We start from the raw sequence: 20,265 nt of genomic DNA, 5'->3' as shown, positions 1-20,265 counted from the left end.
CTTTTGGGATCAGGTTGGAATTTCTGAATCAGGCGAGTTCAATCGACGTTAGGTTGTTTCAGTTCCTTTCTCTCCAGCTCGTCCAGGGGCCAAATGTTCACCGGTATGTGGGCATTTCTGGGTGATGCTGGGCGATCGGGTCGATTTGAAGGGGCATCTATCTGTACGGATCTCGTTTTTGTCGGTGAGGCTGTACTGCCACCACTCGAGGCTATCTTCCCCATAGGACCCAAGTTGAGGACAGTGTGGCTGACCATCGTAAGTAAGAATTCGTTCGCGGATGTTCGCCCGGGCTCTTCGACCGGCAGGGGTATCGCCTGCAACTTTGTCAAACCGCTCGCGCGGATTAATGACCAATTTGAAATGTTTCCCTAAATTTCGGCTCGCCCGCCTTTGGTGAGCTGGATTGCTCATATTGCAAAAAATTGGCATCCCGCTAAAGCACATCGACCAAGCCGTCGAGCCGGGGTCAGACGGTACATCCTGGGGCCAAGGTTGATTGTCCAATGAATGAAGGCGTAGGAGCGTTCGCCATCCAAAGGCGTGATATTCTTCGACGCTGCGGGCCGAGATAGCGTTTTCTGAAAACGCAACGACCAGTGGATAGGCCGTGTTTAACTCGCCATTCCAATCTGAACTCACCTCGACAAAGGCCATGAGCCCCTTTGCCAAACGTTTCATATCTTCCAGGCCATTTCCTTCGACAAAGATAAACTTCAGCAGGCCCTTACGGATCGCGTTCTTTGAAAACACACACGGAAATCCGTTTTCGTTGGCCAGGCGGTCGTAAACGTCGTCGTAGGCTTCCCTGTGCCATCCCTGCGCAGTTGCCGCAACGTAAGGTTGCGATTGCAATACTGTGACACTCGTTGTGACACGCTGTTCAGTGCTCAATAAATCATTAACATCTGTTGTCATGGCTTCAAATTTTCCCTTGATGAAATGGGTGCGATTTACCCTGACCTGCGACAACGTATTCGCGGCTTTAGCCTGATTTGACCGCCGGTGCCGACTCGCCGCGGAATGTTGGCTCTTCGGTTAGGTTTGCGGGTTCGGTACGGCCGGTCGATCTGCCTAACCATCCAACCGCAATTGTTACGGCGACGAGCAGCGAGGCAAAAACCGACATTGCTGTGAGAAGGCCAAACTTATCGGCCATGGCGCCACTTGCAATCGTTGGCAGCGAAAACCCAACATACGCATAGACAAACAACCCGGCAGCGGCGCGTGCGCGGTTTTCCGGCGCGCGGATTGCAAACTCCGATAGGCTCGACAGATATGTAAATCCATAGCTAGCCGAACTTGTGATCGCCGTTCCTGCAAGAACCAGCCAGATTTCCTGGAGCCCGACGCCAACCAACACCATGAGAAAGCCGAGCGGCACGAGAACAAATCCAACTCGCAATGCGCTTATGTTCGTCAACCTACGGGCCAGCGGCTGCGACAGAAACCCAACGAAGATGGCCAGGAATATGACCAACCCAGTATATGCCCCGAGTCCCTGCGTATGAAGTTGCAGCGGAACAACTGCAATGGTCATACCGGTGGTAGACCAGGCAAGCGCCAGCGCCATTCCGTATTGCCATGTTCTTTCAGGAAAGACAGGCAAACGCAGCATGGCCACTTTTTGCGGGTTGTCTGCTTTGGGTAGAGCAAGCACTACCAGCGCCAAAATTGGGGCAACAAGGAATAGAGCGACAAAGCTGACAGGCATAATGCTTGGACCCCACTGGGCGAGGCTGAGACCAGTTGCCAGCGCGCCGCCCCCAAAACCCAATGAGGTGGCGGACGTTACCAGCAATGTGGCTTGTCTCGTACGATCTTGACTGAATAGCTCAGCCATGTATGCCGTCCCGGCTGTGGTAGCGAATCCTGTGGAAACCCCCAGAACAAAACGGGCAAATACCAAGGAGGGCCACGTAGGAGCGACAACCAACAGTGCCGTTCCGCCGACGCCCAAGGCTAGCGCCATCGCCACTGGTAACCTGCGACCAATTCGGTCTGACATGCCGCCGAGCAAGATCAGCGTGGGCATCAAACCTGCTACATACGCGGCGAAGCCAATCGTGACCGCGGTTGCCCCAACACCGCTGTTCTCCGCATATACAGAATACAGCGGAGCTTGCAGATTTACTGCATAGGTTGTGGTAAACAACGCGAACGCGAGAATCGCGTGGCTAATGGTCTCTCGCATGGTGACATCCTTCAGAAAACTAAACCTGAGGTTGACACGGAACCGCCGTTATCACAATTATTGCATTGTACTAAGGACAGCGGAAAAGTGCTGAGGCCAAACATGGTTTATCTGGACCTAGCAGAAAAATTGGTAGCGCAGATCAAATCCGGTGAAATCCCCCCTGGAACGCGCCTGCCAACACACAGGGCCTTTGCAGAGCAAAACGGAGTGGCTTTAGCGACAGCAACGCGTGCGTACAAAACACTGAAGCAAAGGGGCTTCATTGTAGGGGAAGGCGGACGTGGCATGTTCGTCAGAAACCCGGAATTACCGCTCACCCTTGGAATCGAACAGTTTGAGGATGCGCCGCCGATTGACCTGGTGTTCAACATGCCAGCCGATCCCGGTGACGGGGACGTCCTGCGGTCCGGTTTGCGTTGGCTCGCCAGACGCGGAGACCTAAATTCTGTTCTGCGCTATCAACCACATGGCGGGGTGTTGAGTGAGCGGCGGACCATCGCTGCTTATCTCTCAAACAGAGTTGGAGAGATCGATGCAGAGAACTTGTTCATCACATCCGGCGCCCAACACGGACTTTCGATTGTCGCCCTGGGTCTCCTAAAGCGAGGCGACATCGTTGCAACTGACCAGCTAACTTATCCGGGGTTTCGCGCAGTAGTCGGTTTACGGGACCTTTCGCTACACTCAGTTGCTGAGAGCGAAGGAAGCATGAATCCGGAATCCTTGCTTCGTCTTTGCAAAACCAAATCAGTCCGCGCGGTCTATCTCACCCCTACCGTTCACAATCCACTAGGATCGGTGATGGACGAGAAAACGCGCCGGGAAATTGTCGCTGTCGCCCGACACTTTGACTTATTGGTAATAGAAGACGGAGCCTACGATTTTCTTGAAACTGACCCGCCGCCAAGTTTTCTTCAACTTGCGCCGGAGCGGTCCGTTTACATTGGCGGTGTGTCCAAGGTTTTGGCGACGGGCCTGCGACTCGGGTACATAGTGGTGCCTCCGGACTTGGCTGGAGCTGTGACGATGGCGATCCGGGCAACAACTTGGAACACACCCGCTGTTATTACCGCATTGGTTACGCACTGGATCGAAGATGGCTCAATCTTGGAATTTGAGAACAGGCGTAGGGAGGCCGGTGCCAGAGGGCAGCGGCTTTGCCATGAGTATTTGAACGGATACGGTATCTGTTCACATCGAAACGCTAGCTTCACTTGGGTGCGTTTACCGAAACGAAAGCGGGCTGATCCGATCGTATCTATGCTGGCGGAAAGGGGTGTCGCAGTTTCCTCGGCAGAGCCATATGCAGTGCCACCCGGCACGGATAATGCACTACGTCTGGCCTTTGGGGGAATCAGCGAGGAAGGTCTAACGCTAAGTTTAGAGAGTATCTGCAGAGTTGTAGACATGGCTTAGTTCCATAGTGAACTTTGGCTCAGTCGGGTAACAATTGAACATCACAACATCAAACCTTCCGCCTGTCGCTCGGTAGCCCAATAATCGGACGCTGGCGCGACCGCGGTAATAGTTCACTAAGTACCGCGCTTTACTCATTGCCTGATGAAAATTCGCTGCGCCCGGCACGAATGGCCGCTCGCTACGCCGCATTACCGTGCTCAAATTGATGCGCACGCGGCAAAATCTGCGCTGTTTGCACTTGCAACGAGAAAATCAAATTCACAGTGAGGGCTCTCTTCCAACCTTCTCTGCATGCAGGATCAATGACCGCTAGCAGGTGAATTGAAGCAGTGGACGTTGGTCTCGATGATTAGCAGACCACTTAACCAGATATCGCTTCACATTGTGCCGCTTCAGCGATCTTCGCGGAAGGTTATCGTGAGGCATTTCAGCCAAAAGCTGTCTGCGCGTGCCTCTGTGTTGGGAAGCACGCGCAGACTTTCGAGAATCCTGCCGGGCGTCTGGCCCGGCCTGATGGGCTCCGACGGGTTCGTCGTCCTCCCCATCGCCGCGCTTGATCCGCCCCACCGTGCGGCGTCTCCTGCGGTCTCCGCGCTTGATGGGTCCGGGTCCCCAAAAACAATTCCAATCAGTCGTGAGGGTTCAGGAAGTGAAGGCCTCGTTTTCTGTGATCTTTTCAAACGCGGGTAAGAATGCGTCATGGTGCAGCGACAAGTAGCGTGTGATCGGCTCGCTGCGCATCAGTTTCGCGATGTAACCGCGTGTCAGGACGAGATCGAGATGATCCGCGCCGTAGCTGTCTTCGACGAGGCGGACCTCCCGTTCCAGGTTTGCTGACTCACGCTCCATTAGCGCCAGCTGCTCGCGTGAAATGCCCTTGATCTTTTTCGGCGTTTCCGCTGACACCAACTGGCTCTCGGGTGTCGCGGCCAGAAGCGATCGGGCGTAGTTGATAGTGAACTTGTTCATGGCGACCATCAGTTGCGCCGCTTCAATCTGCCGGATCGGCTTCATTTTCTTCAGAATCTGAAACCCGGTCAAAGCCACTTGCTTATCTTTTAACAGTTCCGCCGCCTCATCGCAGATACCATCCAGAAGCTGGCGTTTCTGCTTCAGGGTCTTGATGTTGACATTAAGAGCGCTCGCCAAACGGGCCTCCGGTACGCCAAGAGTGAGGGCTCTCAGGATCATCTTGTGCTCTTGAATCGTCGCGAGACGAGAGATGCGTTTGTTGTAGGTGAAGGCTTCGTCGTCCGTGGAGACAAGACATCGCGCATGTGTCTGACCCTGGTCTTTCAAAATCTCGAAGCGCAGATGCCCATCAAGCAGAGTGTATTGACCAGCGTTGTATGGGTCGCGGGACACAACAATAGGTTCAACAAGGCCAATTTCCTGAACTGATGCGGCGATCTGTTTGAATTTGATGCTGGCCTTCTTTTGCGGCGTGACCACATAGAGCGGCGCGATATTCTCGAATGAGAGTGTCACCAGCTCCTGTTCAAAAGCAGCTACAACCGTCCGTTCTTTCCTGGTCACCGTCATGCGGACACCTCCTCGGATTGCGCCAACCGGTCTGCAACCTGCTTTGGCAGATTGGTTAGCCCTTCGGCGCGAAGCAAAGTGACGAAGTTTTCGTCAGCCATCAGGGTCTTGAGCGCTTGCGTCAGAAAGAGCAGTTCGCTTCGCGTCGCACTTGCTTTTCTCAGTAAAACCTTCTTTTTCTCGACATCGTTTTCATAAGTCTTGAGCAGACTTTCGACCGACAGGCTTTTACGCGGTCGTTCGCCAGTGCTCGCGCGGCCCTTGCCATGCTTCTGACGCGCCTCAACCAGACGTTTGGCCGCCAGGAGTCTGCCGCCGCGCAGAAGCTTTTTCTCATAAGCTTGCCTCAGAACACGTTGCACGCCGACGTCATCCGCGTCCGCAATGTCAACGGCAACACTGACCGGAATCTTACCGCTTTCCACTGCACGCAGAAGGCGGTGTTCATGACTTTCCAGAAGCTTTATCACGCCATGGACATACTTTTTGGACAGCTGGGTCTTGGCGGCGATTTCAGTTTCAGAGTAACCCCTTTCTTTGAGGCGCCCAATGTCTCTGAGCAAGTCCAGCGAATGGTGGTGCCTGCGCGCGAGGTTTTCCACCAGGCTCATAACAAGGCAATCTTCGCTGCTGGCATCTATGACGATCGCCGGTATTTCAGATTGGCCAAGAATCTTGAATGCCTCAAGACGGCCCTGGCCGCAGACCAATTCGTATGCTGGCTCACTTCCGTCCTCAGTCTCACGCGCAGCAACCGTTATGGGTCTTTTCAACCCAAGCTCCGCGATGTTCGCGGTAATCTCGTCGAAAACCTTTTTGTTCCTGAGCCTTGGGTTTACGACGGTAATTGCATCGACAGGAACAAGAACAGTGTGTCCGACCGGCGCATGGTCCATCACGCTGCCTCCAGTATTGGCGTACGTGCGGCCATGTCGAAGAAATGCGCCAGGTTATCGAAGCGGAATGCATCAAGGGACAAACCGTTGTTTTCCGCCAAGCGCAGCTTTGATTTGGTCATGTCAAAGGTAGGCAGCAAATAGTAGTCGAGCGGCGTTCTGTTTGACTGCCCCATCCTGACGACGATGGACATGTCGGGGAGCTGGCCGGTGTTCAGTCGAATGTTCCAGCGATACGCACCTGCGCCTGTTTGCATGCAGCGCGCAATGGCAACGGAAACGGTGAACTCGTCATTGATGATGAGAGTATCTGTATTGGGGTCATGAGCGACATCTCCGCCAACGGCTTCGACTCCGGCGATGATGTCCCGGATGATGTCGGAATGCAGGCTGCGCAATCGTCTGTTGATTTCAATGTACCGGTAATCTCTGTCAGGCTTGAAGCCGACGAGCCTGTAAGCGCGCAACAGGCTACCAAATCTGTTCTGATAGGCCCCGCTGGATGGAAGCTTTGACGCTTCATTGATGACAAAGCCCGAGAGATACCCGTTTTTCTCCAAAACCTCCTTTAGCCGATCTAGCATTTCTTCGTCGGACAACACATGGGAGCGGGCTGCAATAATTGCTCCGGCAGCGTCGAACAGGTTGGCGTCAACGATTGCTTCAAAGGCACCAACAGCGCGGACCCAATTTTCCGGATCGTTCCGGACATGGCGTTTCTTGAGTTTGAAGGAATTGCGGTTCCAGAGATTATTCCCGATGTATTTTTCGTTGGTCAGAATTTGACGCACAACCGCTGGTGACCAATCCAGATCCAGATCGGTTCGAATTTCGCGCTGGTTCAGGTCTGACGCAATCTCAGCTTCAGACCAACCGTCGTTCACAAACCTCAAGAAGATCTGGTTCACTATTGCGATTTCATCGGCCGGACCCGGAACAAGTGTTACTCGGTCGGTCTGAATACTTTTGTGTTCACCTCGCGAAAGAATGCCCTTGGTACGTCCTGCTTCATCAATCAGCATCCGCCGCAACCCGAACCCAGCTGCGCCGCCTTGTCGATAGCCCAACTCGATCAGCCGCTGCTGCCCCGCAAAGACCTTTTGCGAAAGCTCGCGACTGTATTCGCCTGCCATTGCCCGCTTTAAACCTTTGACTACGGTGGACATTGGGCTGCCATCATTCTCGAACTGTTCCGCGCAGTACTCGACCGAAATGCCCGCCCGTTTGCAGATATACTCGTAGTAGGCGCTTTCATCGGCGTCCTGGAAGCGCCCCCAACGGCTGACATCGTAAACGAGAACAGTTCCGAATTCGGTCTGGCCAGTTTCGATGTCGTCGATCAATTGCGATAGGCCCGCGCGGCCTTGAATTCTCAATCCGCTTTTACCTGCATCAGAATATGTTCGGATAATTTTGTAGCCGCGTTCATCGGCATAGCGCTGGATGGCATCGGCCTGGTTTTCGGTCGAGTAGCGCTGATGCTCTGTCGACATGCGAACGTACTTTGCGGCGTTCCGGCGGTTTTCCCTGTCTGTCTTGTTCTTCGGCCAACTCAATGCTGCGGCTCCCACCACTCAAATTTGCAAACCTGTACGGGAACTCTGCGATTCCTTTCTCAATCCTAAAGGGAGAGGTCCAGAAACATGCTTCATAAAAAGGGCAACACGTTTCATCGAAAGTGCGACGAGCGCGTTTCGGCGTCAGACTACAGGGAGGCGATCAGCGACGCTCTTTCTCAAGAACTGGGTGGGGCTGGGCGAGCTACAAAATCAACGATGCGGTGGACTGGAGCAAGTGAACGAACGGCTAAGAACTGGATATCTGGCTCACACGGACCAACAGGCGAAAACCTGATCGCATTGATGAAGCATTCAGACACAGTTTTTGCGGTTGTACTCGAATTGGCGGGACGGAGCGAAGCGATATCGATAGCACGGCTAAAGCTTGTCAGAGAAGAACTGGCCGGAATTTTGAGTGATTTAGATACGATTTGCACCGATGAGGGCGATCAAAAACCAGAATAGACTCTTTCGGTTGCTCCAACGTGATGGAAAGCCTTTGAGTCGCAAATGGCAAAACTATGTGTCGCCCGACATGCTTTGTGAGGCGACACACAGTTCTGCCACCAGCGACAGAACATTTCCTTTTTTGACCTAATATCTTTCATCCAGCACCCAGACCGATTTCGTTGATCCTGACTTCTTTTGGGAAAAATCAGGGCTGATTTGCAGATCAGACGCCGAAGCTCTGTTCGGCCAATGCTGAATACGGCCGAACAGGTTCAGAGCGCTCTTCGCTGCCAATGGCCCTTTACGGCATGAGGACCGCCTACGATGAGATCATCACAACGGCGGTCATCCAAAGCCAAATGTTGCCCGAACGCCGATGCCCGCAAGATCACCCGTTAGGAGCACGAAGACGCCCGTCAGGTCGCGCGCGACATTGCCAAGACCCCTCGGTACGAGATCTCAATGAAGCTCAGAAAGAAGGTCGAAATGCTCTTTGCCCGCCTCAAACGCATCCTGGGCCTCGGACGGCTCCGATTACGCGGACCATGTGGTGCCAATGACGAATTCCTCCTCGCCGCCACCGCCCAGAACCTCCGCAAACTGGCGAAGATCTTTACCGCACCGCAGCAAATGAGAAAAGCCTGATCAGAAAGGCACTCGCGCCCAGCTCAGGCGACCTCTTTCTGCGCCAGCAACACGTTGTTTTTCAACAGAATCTGTGGGAATCGGACATTGGCTAAGAACCTTCATCGCTGCATTGCGGCCCGTCGAACCGGCCGTTCGCTGCGAGTGCAAAATCAAAGGCTGCCTGAACTTGCGAAATGCGGACAACTTTGCCATTTCCCGCAAATGCATCAATGACCGCTTTCACACACATATATATCGAAAACAGTTCTCGGATTGCAGGGATGCCAACGGCGGTTCACCTTGTTTCTATCGGCCGCTCACCGTGCAATCCAGTGTCAACTTGTATATGTCTCATACTAGCGCTCGGGGGCTACGCATCCCGAATGGCTTTTCGGTTTCCGGGTCACGGGAGTAACCCGGAGCACCTTGGGTTCAACACCCAGCCCCATTGCAGTGTGGTCTGAAAGTGCTATAGCGCCACGAAACACTTAGTCGTTCTGACTTACCCAATACCGGGCAGCGTACGCTGCATTTTTGACGCCAAACTGAGTCCCAATCGGTATTTCGGTCGGGTTGTCTTGCCATTGTTTGAATTTCAAATCTTCACCCGCGGAGAAACCAATCGTGTCTATATATTCAACCGCGGGCAGCTGCTGAAGCTTCTGCAATACATCCTGCGATCTCTCAGACTGGCCGGTTTGAGACCTGAGATGAGCCTTGCCGCGTAAGTTGTCAGCCGGTCCTGCCAGGACCGATCCTGCGGTCAGTGCCATCACCAGTGCTGGTGCGACAATGAGTTTGTTGATTGTGTTGAAGCGTTTCATTTTCGAACTCCTCGTGTTGCTGTTACATCTCCAACCTAGGAGCGTGATCGCTTTGAGTATTGTTCGCAAAGCTCAGTGCTTTGTGATTTTCCATCAAGTCGCCCTGATGCCGCTTGGCATGAGGGTGACAGATCTACATGCAAAGGAACCAGGGCAATTCTGATGATCGAATTTGGAACGTCCCGGGTTTGCGATCACACGCAGATCCATTTATTTGCGAGGGATCGTAAACCCGAAACGGATGAAGGCACTACATCGAGCAGCAGTTTCACTGCCACTAACGAAGAATTTCTTTATATGCTTCTTTAACTTCCTGCAGCTGTTTGCCTGATCGGGTGGTTGTAACAACAATAATTGTATCTTTGTCGACTTCCGGCAAGCTGGAGGAAACCTTTGGCTCCAGGAAATCAGTTTGGGCGTTTTGTTGCGACCCGACGTGATCATGTTGGGCGACGGGTTTGGAGTGATTCCCTGACCCAAAATGTTGACCTGGCCCTGCCATGGCGGCTCCGGCTGACAGAGCAATGATCAAAGCCGGTGCGACGATGAGATTTTTAAGAGTGTTAAAGCGTTCCATTTTTGGATCTCCTTGTGTGTTTGTTACATCTCCAATCTAGGGTCGCGTCGGCTTTGGGTATTGCGAGTGGCGCTCAGCTTTTTGATATTTTCGGTCAAGTCGCGCCGATACTGCTTGGCTTGGCGCTCGCGCCTTGTTTATTCTTAACTTCAACAGAAAAAGGCCCAACTCGATAGGGCTCTTCAGCCTCTGGAATAAGGTCAGCATGACTGCAAACAATGTGAGCTCCGATAGCCAATCCTGGAATGTTCCAGGCTTTGGCGTTCACCACATCGCCAAGCTGCTGGAGCACCGTGGTTCAGATATCGTGGCACTTTTGAGGTCAGCCAACCTGCCCATCGATATTCACGAAACCCCGCCAAGCTTTGTGGATGTCCGGAATGAGATGAGGCTCTTGGAGTTGGCTATCCAAGAAACCGATGATCCTTTGTTTGCGATTTCAGCTGGACAAACATTCAACCCGAGAAAAACAACCCTGATCAGCTATGTCGTTCTGAACTCTCCAACGGTTGGAGAAGCCATTGAAAAGGCTGTCGACTACGCCCGCCTGGCACGTGGGTTTGCCAAGCTTTCCTTCTATGAGGAACGCGATGGCATGTTTTTGGAAGTAGATTCCATATCCCAGCTGGTGCGCGCCGATGGCGCACATAATGAGTTTCGAATTTCCGCTTTTCTGACCAGTCTTCAACTTGCCGCTGAAACGCCGTTACCCGTCATTGAGATACGTCTTCCGCATGAGTTGAATGAAGAAACGCAAACGCAAATCTCTGATGCTTTGTCAGTCAACGTCAAACAGAGTCAACGGGTTCCAGGCATCCTGTTTGACAAGGCCATTGTGGATATTCCGATCAGAGACGCCGACCCGGCATTGCTTTTGCACCTTGAAACACATGTGCAAACTCTGATGAAGGATCTCGCGCCGGTCATCGGTGAAACAAGCTCTTTGGTCCAAGGCGAAATAAGCTCGCGACTGTCTTTTAGTGCCCCCACGCAAGACGACATTGCGAAGACGCTGGGGATGAGCATCAGTACACTTGGACGCAAACTTGCCAAGGAAGGTACAACCTACAAACAGCTACTGGTGGACATTCGAAAACGGCTGGCAGAACAGTATCTTGATGATCCCAAACTCAGTCTTTCCGAGATCGCTTTTGCGCTTGGATACTCTGATCAGGCTGCGTTCACCAATGCCTACAAAAGCTGGACGGGCCACTCTCCGGGAAGTGTTCGAGCTTGTTAGGGCGCCCCTAGGTCTACAAAGCCGCCCAAACTGTAAACTTGGTGACTCCCCTAGCCGATTTCCGGCCAATGTCTCTGCACACGTCTCATAGACACGTTGGACTTTGTAGAAGTCTCAGGGGATCCGTATCTAGGTGATTGATGCCAGCAAAACAAATCACAGCGCATTAAATGCGGCGGTGAAACCTGACAGTGACACCGGCACTTCAAGCGTTTGACGGTCCTCTAAGGTATAAAGCGAGACCTGCACCGTGTTGCTTTGCTTCATTTGATCCACAATGCCCGCCCCAAGGGTGATGGGAACAACGCACCCGAAATTCTGACAGGTTCGCATTGGCAAATTCCACCGGGGGCCACCATCAATTGACAGTGAAATACCTTTGGTAATGTCCAACCCAAATGGCACGATCACAATACCCGACGCCGCGCCTTCGGCGTTTCTACGCAGTTCTATACGTAGCAAAAGGCCGGACTGGTTTTGCAAATTCAGGCTTTGGCTCATGGCACATTGCCGTTGATCAGCCTCTTCGGTGCAGTTCACTGTCCAGCTTTGATATTGCGTGGATGTTGTTTCCGTCGTCTGAGCCGAGGCCAAGCCCGGCACGGCGACAAGGGCGGCCCCGCTCCACGCCAGAACCCTGGATATGTTGATCATTCAGAACCGAACCTGCAAACCGAGTGTGGCTTCCAGCTCGTAGCTATCTCCAAGATCATCAAGACCCGTCAGGTAGTTCAGCGAACCAGAAAGCTCGTAACGTTCGTTCAGGATCATACGCGCGCCAAGGCCCAGTTCAATACCTGTGTCGTCGATCTCCTCGTTAAACTCCATCCCACCGGCCGAAATCCGGGTGGTCGGGTCAAACTCGTGATAGAGGTTCACAATGCCAAAATAGCTGCCAGAACCGCGACTGTTGGCAAACCATTTGTTTGCGGACAGACCCAGCCGCGCCAGAACGCTGTCGGCATCGTCAAAAACAACGTTGTTACCCGAACTGTCGGTGAAGTCATCCACGTCCAGCGAGGCATAGGTCAGTTGCGCCTGAGGGATCAGTACCAAGCCCGGCTTCACCTCGTAAGGGCGACCAACCTCAACCGAAACCGCGTATTGGTCCGAGTCGATATCGTTCTGCTCCAGCCCGGTGGCAGGATCGCTCGTATCGCTGGAGTTGTCGTTGTACTGCAGCTGTGTGTCGACATAAAAGCCGCGCGCGTCCAACCATGTTGCGCTTACGGTCAGACCCAGCGATGTCGTGTCGATTTCACTGCTGCCCTGATCGGTTCGCACCGTACTTGAGGCATCGTCATAGCTGATCGCCACCCCCCCATAGAGCGCCCCATTGGCGAATTCGGACAGCAGCGTATCTGCTCCGACTGCAATCGTATAGGTATCCGTCCGCACCGTGTTGATCCCTGCGTCCGACCGAACCGGTGCGATTTCGCTACGCCGACCGGTGAGCTCCAGCCAGACCGGGGTATCGGGGTAGGACAACACATCGCCATCCGTGCCAAAATCACGAACCCGCTGTCTGGTGGCGTCCGCTGACGGCGCAACAGGAGTTCTTGCCGCAGTGCGCGCCTGGAAACCGCGGACACGGTTTACCGATTGCAGAACCGACGGCAAAGCTTCAAATGATGCGACGCTCGATCCAACGAGGATCGGGTTGCCCGAGGCGTCCAGGCTGGACAGCGCAAAATTTCCGCTGCTGGTTTCAACCAGCCGATAGCCAAACGGGCCCGCAACCACGATTTGTTCGCCGCTGGCTGTCTGAGACGTTCCGTTCAACGTGAAGCTTCCATTTGATGCTCCGCCAACCTGGATGATCTCAATCCCGTTGATGGTTTGTGCCCCGGCACCACCGATATTGTTGACCGACACAAAACTCGTGCCCGAGGTGTCGCCTGCGATCTGAAGCATATCCGTGGCCGACCCGTCACCGCCGAGTTCGACATCCAGCAGGATGGTCCCGCCAGTGCCCGTAAAGTCGCCGCTGACGGTGATGACATCGCCCACCGCTCCGTTCTGCGCCGAGACCATACCGCCATTGGTGATGTTCCCGGTCAGACTGGTCGCTCCGGTATTCAGGCGCAAACTGCTGCCTGACTGGATTGTAAGCCCGGTTCCGGCACCGCCATCACCCGCGGTCAGGCTGTTGTCGGTCAGTGTGATCGTCGAATTATTGGTAATCTCGATCACTTCGAAGTTGGTCACGTTTGCCCCAGCCAATGCACCGCTGCTGCCAAAGCGCAAAGTGTCGACAAAGCCGTCCCCACTGGAGGAGTCATCGCCACCGTCAAACAGGGTAACGCCGCTGAAGTCACCACCGGTGAAGTCTAAGGTATCGCTGCCATCGCCCAAGGTTATGGCTCCGGTGACCGCCGCGCCCGCGTTTACGGTCACTGTGGCGTCAGACTGGTCATTGGTGATCGCATTACCGGATGTGGCACTGACGGTGCTGCCAGAATTCAGCGAGATATTGACGGCTGTGCCAGCACCGGCCTGCGTCGCAATGCCAGCGCCTGTCCCGCCGGTAACAGTACCTGACGTGGTGATCGCAATCGAGCCCGAGCCCGTGTTTTGCGCAAATATTCCAGTGCGTCCGCCACTGACGTCAACTGCGGTAATCGTTAGATCAGTCCCCGCGTTTCTTCCATTGATCCCGTCTTGAGTGTTGCCTGAAGCCGTTCCTGTGGACGTGATCGTCAAAGCGCCAGTGCCATTGTTACGCGCAGTGATGCCGAAACTTCCGCCGTTTGTATCAACGGTGGAAATTGTCATATCAGTCGCCGTTCCAGCGTTATTCGCGTACACCCCGGTACCGTTTGTCCCGGTCACAACACCTGTGACCGTTATTGTCATCGCGCCCGTTCCCGTATTGCGCGAGTAAATCCCCAAATTCGATCCCGTGATGATCGAGCTGTTGGCATCTGTAAACGAAATGCTATCGGTCGAGCGCAAATTGAGCCCATTCCCGCTAGAGACCGTGTGCCCAAACCCGGGCTGCGTTGTGATTGTCAGAGGGGATGCGCCGGAGTTCAGCGTAATGGTTGCGTCACCTCCGGATGCCGGACCCGCGCAGGAATAGGTTCCCCCACCCGACGGCGTGCAACTACCACCATATGCAACGCGGCCATAAGAGCCGACGACGGCAAGCGCCATCGATGAGGTCAGAAGAAGATTAGATTTGCGAAGCGGAGCCAACAGGCTTTGATTTTTGGGCACGGGCTACAATTTCTTTTAACTGGTTACGCCCTAATCCTAGCCAGTGTGTCCCGCTTTTCCAAGGATCAAGTTAACCAAGTGTTAACACGCGTCACCATTCTACTGCAGCGCTCAATCTGAGATTGTTCTACACACCAGCTCATGCACCAGGAAATCCATCGTTTTTTTACCGTTGCCGCAAACCACTTGCACCTATCTGTGCAGCAGAAAAAGCGATGTACAGCGCCTGACACATCATGGCACACCATCAATCTGGAAACAATTTTATCTATATTCTGATTTTGTACTGCTAATTTGGATCGTATCAAGCGAGCCCGTGAAATATCGGGGGGGCTATATCGCTGGGTGCTGCAGGCAGCCATTCAATGAAAATCCCGGCTTGGGAACAACCGCTTTGCTTGATCCCGCGGATGCATTGCCCGCGCGGGATAGCGGGACTGTTTGAGCGTATCATCCGTGCGGGCAGCTTCGGTGCTCAGCGCTTCTGGTTGTGGATGCCCCAGTTCGGAAAGCTTATGTGACAAATCCTGAATGTCCTGCGCAATCAAGTGCACGACGATCCCTTCGCGTTGCAGATACCCTGTCACCCGCAACAAGCGCCCTCCCATCACAATACGACGGAACCGGTCATAGACCTTGGGCCAGACCACCACGTTGCTGACCCCGGTCTCATCCTCCAACGTCAGGAAAATAACGCCCGAGGCCGTGCCAGGCCGCTGGCGGGTGATGACCAGGCCACACACGTTGTACCGCCCCAGCGGTACCTGTTGCAAAGAGGCATGTGTGACCAATCCCGGCAATGCGGGGCGCAGAAGTTCCATAGGATGCGCCCGCAGGGTCAGACGGGTTGAGACATAATCCTCGACCACCTCTTCCCCCAGTTGCATGACCGGCAGATTGACCTGCGGTTCGTGAACCATTTCCCCGTCAATTGGATCGTTGAACAACGGCAGAGGTTTCGGGCTTTGAATCGCCTTGACCTGCCAGAGCGCATCGCGCCGGGTCAGACCCATATCCGAAAAGGCATCCGCCTCGGCCAACCGCGTCAACACATCTGGACGAAGCCCGGCACGCAGCCAAAGCGCCTCGGGGTCCGGGTAGCCATTGCCCCGCGCGGCCACGACCCAGCCTGCATCTTCCTCCCTGAACCCCTTGATCTGACGGAACCCCAGCCGCAGGGCCAGCGCGCCATCGGGGCGGCGTTCCAGAATATTGTCCCATTCCGAATGATTGACGCAGATGGGCCGCACCTCGACCCCATGCTCACGCGCGTCGCGCACGATCTGGGCAGGGGCATAAAACCCCATGGGCTGAGAATTCAACAACGCACAGGCAAAGATCGCCGGGTGATGACATTTCAGCCAGGCCGAAACATAGGCCAGCATGGCAAAGGCGGCCGCGTGACTTTCGGGAAACCCATAATCGGCAAAGCCTTCGATCTGAGAGAAACAGCGCTCGGCCACCTCAATGTCATAGCCTTTATTCAGCATCCCCTTGATGAATTTGTCCCGGAATGTGCCGATCGTGCCCATCCGCCGGAACGACGCCAGAGAACGGCGCAAATGGTCGGCCTCTTCCGCTGTGAAGCCTGCCCCGACCACCGCGATTTGCATCGCCTGTTCCTGAAACAGGGGCACCCCTAACGTGCGTGCTGTCACCTGTTCCAGTTCTGGACCAAAAGGTTCCGGTTTCTCTTTCCCGTTGCGCCGCCGGATATAGGGTTGCACCATATCCCCTTGAATGGGTCCGGGGCGGACAATGGCAACTTCAATCACCAGATCATAAAACTCGCGCGGTCGCATCCGAGGCAGAAAGTTCATTTGCGCCCGGCTTTCGACCTGAAAAACGCCGACCGCATCCGCGCGGCAGAGCATGTCATAGGTGGCCGTGTCGCCCTGCGGCACCTTGGCGATGCTCAGATCCTCACCCTCATGCGCTTGCAAAAGATCAAAAGATTTACGCAAACAGCTGAGCATACCCAGCCCCAGAACATCGACCTTCAGTATGTTGAGCGCATCAATGTCATCCTTGTCCCAACAGATGACGGTGCGATCCTCCATCGCGGCATTCTCAATCGGGCACAGCTCATCCAGACGCCCCTTGGTGATCACGAAACCGCCGACATGCTGGGAAAGATGACGCGGAAAACCAATGATCTCACCTATCAGGCGGAGGGTTTGCATCAGGCGACGGTCGTCAGGGTCCAGCCCCAACTCTCGCACACGGTCCAGGTCAACGCCGCCATTGTTCATGCCCCAGATCTGACCGGATAGCCCTGCGGTCACATCCTGCGACAACCCCATCACCTTGCCGACCTCGCGGATCGCCGCGCGGGTGCGGAAATGGATGACGGTGGCGCATAGGCCAGCACGGTGGCGGCCGTATTTTTCATAGACCCATTGGATCACTTCTTCGCGCCGCTCATGTTCGAAATCGACGTCAATATCCGGCGGCTCACCTCGGTATTTTGACACAAACCGTTCAAAAACCATGGCAATCTGACCCGGAGGGACATCTGTAATCTCCAAGAGGTAACACAGCACCGAATTGGCTGCCGACCCGCGCCCCTGGCAAAGAATGCCTTGTGAGCGGGCAAACTGCACAATGTCATGTACGGTCAGGAAATATGCTGGGAACCGGAGGTCCGCGACCACCGCCAGTTCCTTGTGCATCAACTCGACTACCCTATCGGGCGGCCCATCAGGATAGCGGCGTTTTAACCCTTCACGCGCCAACCGTTCCAACCGAGCCTGAGGTGGTTCGTCCGTTGCGATCTCATCCGGGTATTCGTAAGACAGCTCACTCAGGTCAAAGCTGCAGCGGCTTGCAATCTCCAATGTGCGGTGCAGCGCGGCAGGATGATCCCGAAAGACACGCGCCATATCGGTGCCTGCCTTCAGCCGCCGTTCCCCATTGCGCAAGGCGCGCGTTCCTATCTGATCAATCGTAATATGTTCGCGCATACAGGTCAGCACATCGGCCAATTGTCTGCGGCTGGCCCGGTGCATCAACACATCCCCCGCCGCCACCATCGGCGCGCAGGTTCTTTGCGCCAGCCGGGCGCATTCGGCCAAATAGGCCTGATCGCTACCATCATAGCGTGGCACCGCACCCAGAAAGACATGATTGGGAAAATGCCGCCGCATGGTCTGTATATCCGCTGCGGCCTTCTGCAAGCTGCTCTGAGGCAGCGCAATCAGCATCATGCCCTTGCACGCTGCCAGCAGATCATGCGTATACAGCTCGCAGTTCCCTTTGTCCGCGCGTCGCTTGCCCAAGGTCAGCAATCGGCTGAGCCGCTTGTAAGCTGCCAGATCACAGGGCAGCACCACCCAGTCCAATGAACTGTCGCGTAGCACCAGCCGACAGCCGGCAATCAGCTTAGGCAATGTTGGGCAATCTGGCCGGGCAAGGGCTTGCCTGTGGCCAACCTCCTGCCGTGACGATGAATCCACACATTGCTCAGACTGAATCTGCAACGGCTGTCCTGTCTGCCGCTTCAACTCTTTCAGTGCCGACCACGCGCGTACAACACCAGCCAGCGAGTTGTGATCCGTTACAGCAATCGCGGACAGCCCCAGTTCAGCCGCGCGCAGCACCAGTTCTTCGGGATGTGACGCCCCGGTCAGAAAAGTGAAATTCGTGGTGACGCATAGTTCGGCATACCCGGCGCCCTGCGCATGGGCCTCCAGCATATCACGGCGAAAGGCTTCTACCGGACGGTGGGTGCGGTTCACTTCGATCATGCGAACTCTCCCTGCACAAACCAACCTGGATTCTGCGGTGTGTAAAACAGCCAGAGCCTGCGCCCCTGCAGGGTTTCCACCCGCCAGTAATCGCGTAGGCCAGAGCGCCAATTTTCGTCGGCCAACCACCATTCAGGGGCAATGCGCTCTGGTCCAGTCGCGCGGCTTGCTGTCAACGACATGCGCCGCCAGCGGAAACGCCTGGGCGGCTGTGGACCCGTTGCTGCAATCGGCTCGGGCGGGAACAGGCAAAGAGGGCGCGGATGCTGGCTGCTCCACCCCCTTGAGGCTTCACAATAGGCGGCTGATGCAATGATGAAGCTACGTTCGGGGATGTGGCTGTCAGCCGGTAAAAACCGCTGAATATTCTCCAACCCAACCCGCGTGCCCAGCCGGGTGATCAGGTCCTCCAGCTGACCCTGCCCCCACCCCGCAGCATGGCTGAGCTGTTGCACGGGCAGATCTTCGACCTCCACAGCCTCCAACCTCAGTTGGTCGATGCCAAACCCCGCATCGATTTCCCCCAGCCCGCGCTCGAACAGCGGTAGGATACGATGAGGATCACGCAAGGGCCGGGCCAGACGCAGTTCAACCTGCTGATGCTCCTGATCCACCCGGCGCAATGTCATGCACAGCCTGCGCGCGCCCATCTCTTGCGCCTTTAGCTTGGCGCATAGCTGTACCAACAGCCGTTCAGCCCCCGCCATAACATCAGCCAGCAACCCGATCGGCTCTGGCAGGGTCATGCGCACGGCATAATGGGGCGGATCGGCCAGCGGGGTAATTTCTTCCGGTTGAGCCCCTAAGGCCTGATCCAGCCGGAGCAGTACCCCGGCCCCAAAGCGCCGCGCCAGTGGTGCACGCGGGGCTGCGGCCAACGCGCCGATTGTACGCAATCCCATGCGTTGCAGATCAAGAGTTATCTTATCCTCCAGCCGCAAAGCTGCCACCGGCAATAAGGTCAAAGCCCGCAGCATATCGCCGACAGGTGCCTGCCCCTCACCGTAGTGAGCCAGCGCCCAGGCCGCACCGCGCGTGTCGCCGACCCCGATCTGCACCGACAGCCCTGCCCGTGCAAGCCGCCCGCGCATATCAGCCAGCATCGCTGCCTCACCGCCAAACAGATGCGCCGACCCGGTGATATCCAGCACCAGCCCATCGCAACCTTCCAGCCCCACCCAAGGGCAATATCGCGTCGCCCATCGGCGCAGGATATGTAGAAAGCGCAAGTCTGATTGAGGATCAGCCATACCGCTTTGCAGGGTCGGACAAAAAGCCCGCGCATCCGCATACGCCATACCCTGATGCAGCCCTTGCTCTGCCGCCGCGACATTCATGCAGTAAATGCGATTGGCATTCCGCTGCTTGAGGGTCAGAACAAAAGGTCCGTCCATCGGGCACTGGCGCAAAACCCGGTCAGTCGCCAACCGGGGAAACCACAATGAAATGATGCGGCGTTGCATCTCGTCGAACATGTCAGGCACCAAATGTTCTATATTTGTTCTTTTTAAATTTCCCTTTTTCCGGAGTCGAGTCTTTACGCTCAACGTGCAGACAAGCCCTGTACGTTTGATCGTTAAGCGAACAGTTCGGTGGACTGTTTTTAGATCGAACGGGCTGTTGGAATTTGGTTGCGGGGATCGCCTCACTGAATGACGAGCACCATCGTGAGTAAGCTTCTGAGCTTGTCAGAGCTCTTGTGGATCGCATTGTGCTGTCCCCTGACGAGCGGGTTGGTCAGCCACAGATCGATCTAGTTGGCGATTTGGCAGGAATTCTATTGATAGCCTCAAAACGCAGCAGGTCCTCGCTGAACGAGGACTTGTCTGACTTCCACCCAGATGGGTTCGAGGCGTTGGTTGCGGGAGAGGGTTTGAACCTCTGGCCTTCAGGTTATGGGTCTGACGAGTTGAAGACGTTAGGCAATTGATCGGGGGGATCAATTGAGGTCTGAACGGGGTGTTATGAT

General features: G+C 55.1%; 14 protein-coding genes and 1 pseudogene. 4 read left to right on the top strand and 11 right to left on the bottom strand.

Annotated elements, in window-relative coordinates; all coding sequences use genetic code 11:
* Positions 1-48: 48 nt before the first annotated feature.
* Both AC2FGE_RS18730 and AC2FGE_RS18725 read right to left on the bottom strand, forming a co-directional pair.
* Positions 49-972: a YqcI/YcgG family protein gene (locus AC2FGE_RS18730; protein ID WP_496820799.1), complete on the bottom strand. Its 924-nt coding sequence runs from the start codon at positions 970-972 to the stop codon at positions 49-51.
* A gap of 13 nt (positions 973-985) precedes the next feature.
* Positions 986-2,194 (bottom strand): MFS transporter, encoded by a 1,209-nt coding sequence (locus AC2FGE_RS18725; protein WP_496820798.1) that lies wholly within the window; start codon positions 2,192-2,194, stop codon positions 986-988.
* Positions 2,195-2,296: 102 nt separating this feature from the next.
* On the opposite strand from AC2FGE_RS18725, the gene AC2FGE_RS18720 reads away from it, so the two are divergent.
* Positions 2,297-3,613, top strand: coding sequence for an aminotransferase-like domain-containing protein (locus tag AC2FGE_RS18720; RefSeq protein WP_496820796.1), 1,317 nt, complete (start codon positions 2,297-2,299; stop codon positions 3,611-3,613).
* Positions 3,614-4,258: 645 nt separating this feature from the next.
* On the opposite strand, the gene AC2FGE_RS18715 is transcribed toward AC2FGE_RS18720, so the two are convergent.
* From AC2FGE_RS18715 to AC2FGE_RS18705, 3 genes are read right to left on the bottom strand one after another with little or no spacing between them, the layout of a single operon-like run.
* A complete protein-coding gene (locus AC2FGE_RS18715) occupies positions 4,259-5,158 on the bottom strand; it encodes a plasmid partitioning protein RepB C-terminal domain-containing protein (RefSeq protein WP_496820795.1) in 900 nt (299 codons plus the stop codon).
* Positions 5,155-6,054 carry a plasmid partitioning protein RepB C-terminal domain-containing protein gene (locus tag AC2FGE_RS18710; RefSeq protein ID WP_496820794.1) on the bottom strand — a complete coding sequence of 300 codons (900 nt, stop codon included), beginning with the start codon at positions 6,052-6,054 and terminating at the stop codon, positions 5,155-5,157. Before AC2FGE_RS18710 ends, AC2FGE_RS18715 begins: the two co-directional genes overlap by 4 nt.
* Positions 6,054-7,625, bottom strand: coding sequence for a recombinase family protein (locus AC2FGE_RS18705; protein WP_496820792.1), 1,572 nt, complete (start codon positions 7,623-7,625; stop codon positions 6,054-6,056). Before AC2FGE_RS18705 ends, AC2FGE_RS18710 begins: the two co-directional genes overlap by 1 nt.
* Positions 7,626-7,697: 72 nt before the next feature.
* Between AC2FGE_RS18705 and AC2FGE_RS18700 the strand changes: the two genes are divergently transcribed.
* Both AC2FGE_RS18700 and AC2FGE_RS18695 read left to right on the top strand, forming a co-directional pair.
* A complete protein-coding gene (locus AC2FGE_RS18700) occupies positions 7,698-8,078 on the top strand; it encodes a hypothetical protein (RefSeq protein WP_496820790.1) in 381 nt (126 codons plus the stop codon).
* A 336-nt stretch (positions 8,079-8,414) separates the two neighbouring features.
* Positions 8,415-8,708: pseudogene (locus AC2FGE_RS18695) on the top strand (transposase); the annotation flags it as partial.
* 470 nt (positions 8,709-9,178) lie between these two features.
* On the opposite strand, the gene AC2FGE_RS18690 reads toward AC2FGE_RS18695, so the two are convergent.
* Complete coding sequence (locus AC2FGE_RS18690; protein WP_496820789.1) at positions 9,179-9,514, bottom strand: hypothetical protein; 336 nt, start codon at positions 9,512-9,514, stop codon at positions 9,179-9,181.
* 277 nt (positions 9,515-9,791) lie between these two features.
* A complete protein-coding gene (locus tag AC2FGE_RS18685; RefSeq protein WP_496820788.1) occupies positions 9,792-10,091 on the bottom strand; it encodes a hypothetical protein in 300 nt (99 codons plus the stop codon).
* A 205-nt stretch (positions 10,092-10,296) separates the two neighbouring features.
* Here AC2FGE_RS18685 and AC2FGE_RS18680 point away from each other — a divergent pair, with 205 nt between their 5' ends.
* Complete coding sequence (locus AC2FGE_RS18680) at positions 10,297-11,331, top strand: AraC family transcriptional regulator (protein WP_496820787.1); 1,035 nt, start codon at positions 10,297-10,299, stop codon at positions 11,329-11,331.
* A 156-nt stretch (positions 11,332-11,487) separates the two neighbouring features.
* On the opposite strand, the gene AC2FGE_RS18675 is transcribed toward AC2FGE_RS18680, so the two are convergent.
* The 4 genes from AC2FGE_RS18675 to AC2FGE_RS18660 all read right to left on the bottom strand — a co-directional run bounded on the left by AC2FGE_RS18675 (position 11,488) and on the right by AC2FGE_RS18660 (position 19,771).
* The gene (locus AC2FGE_RS18675; protein ID WP_496820786.1) at positions 11,488-11,985 is read right to left on the bottom strand and encodes an invasion associated locus B family protein; all 498 of its coding nucleotides are present in this window, start codon (positions 11,983-11,985) and stop codon (positions 11,488-11,490) included.
* Positions 11,986-14,487: an autotransporter family protein gene (locus AC2FGE_RS18670; RefSeq protein ID WP_496820785.1), complete on the bottom strand. Its 2,502-nt coding sequence runs from the start codon at positions 14,485-14,487 to the stop codon at positions 11,986-11,988.
* A gap of 425 nt (positions 14,488-14,912) precedes the next feature.
* Positions 14,913-18,296, bottom strand: a complete 3,384-nt coding sequence (locus tag AC2FGE_RS18665) for an error-prone DNA polymerase (RefSeq protein WP_496820783.1) — start codon at positions 18,294-18,296, stop codon at positions 14,913-14,915.
* A complete protein-coding gene (locus tag AC2FGE_RS18660) occupies positions 18,293-19,771 on the bottom strand; it encodes a Y-family DNA polymerase (RefSeq protein ID WP_496820782.1) in 1,479 nt (492 codons plus the stop codon). The genes AC2FGE_RS18665 and AC2FGE_RS18660 overlap by 4 nt, the downstream gene beginning before the upstream one ends.
* Positions 19,772-20,265 lie beyond the last annotated feature (494 nt).

It is taken from the genome of Ruegeria sp. YTSA075 (genome assembly GCF_059610245.1).
This window is presented reverse-complemented; position numbering and strand designations above follow the sequence as displayed.

Excerpts from the sequence above, each read along its gene's own strand:
- AC2FGE_RS18725 (WP_496820798.1), bottom strand. The coding sequence starts at position 2,194 with ATGCGAGAGACCATTAGCCACGCGATTCTCGCGTTCGCGTTGTTTACC.
- AC2FGE_RS18720 (WP_496820796.1), top strand. The coding sequence starts at position 2,297 with ATGGTTTATCTGGACCTAGCAGAAAAATTGGTAGCGCAGATCAAATCC.
- AC2FGE_RS18715 (WP_496820795.1), bottom strand. The coding sequence starts at position 5,158 with ATGACGGTGACCAGGAAAGAACGGACGGTTGTAGCTGCTTTTGAACAG.
- AC2FGE_RS18710 (WP_496820794.1), bottom strand. The coding sequence starts at position 6,054 with ATGGACCATGCGCCGGTCGGACACACTGTTCTTGTTCCTGTCGATGCA.
- AC2FGE_RS18700 (WP_496820790.1), top strand. The coding sequence starts at position 7,698 with ATGCTTCATAAAAAGGGCAACACGTTTCATCGAAAGTGCGACGAGCGC.
- AC2FGE_RS18690 (WP_496820789.1), bottom strand. The coding sequence starts at position 9,514 with ATGAAACGCTTCAACACAATCAACAAACTCATTGTCGCACCAGCACTG.
- AC2FGE_RS18685 (WP_496820788.1), bottom strand. The coding sequence starts at position 10,091 with ATGGAACGCTTTAACACTCTTAAAAATCTCATCGTCGCACCGGCTTTG.
- AC2FGE_RS18680 (WP_496820787.1), top strand. The coding sequence starts at position 10,297 with ATGACTGCAAACAATGTGAGCTCCGATAGCCAATCCTGGAATGTTCCA.
- AC2FGE_RS18675 (WP_496820786.1), bottom strand. The coding sequence starts at position 11,985 with ATGATCAACATATCCAGGGTTCTGGCGTGGAGCGGGGCCGCCCTTGTC.
- AC2FGE_RS18670 (WP_496820785.1), bottom strand. The coding sequence starts at position 14,487 with ATGGCGCTTGCCGTCGTCGGCTCTTATGGCCGCGTTGCATATGGTGGT.
- AC2FGE_RS18665 (WP_496820783.1), bottom strand. The coding sequence starts at position 18,296 with ATGATCGAAGTGAACCGCACCCACCGTCCGGTAGAAGCCTTTCGCCGT.
- AC2FGE_RS18660 (WP_496820782.1), bottom strand. The coding sequence starts at position 19,771 with ATGTTCGACGAGATGCAACGCCGCATCATTTCATTGTGGTTTCCCCGG.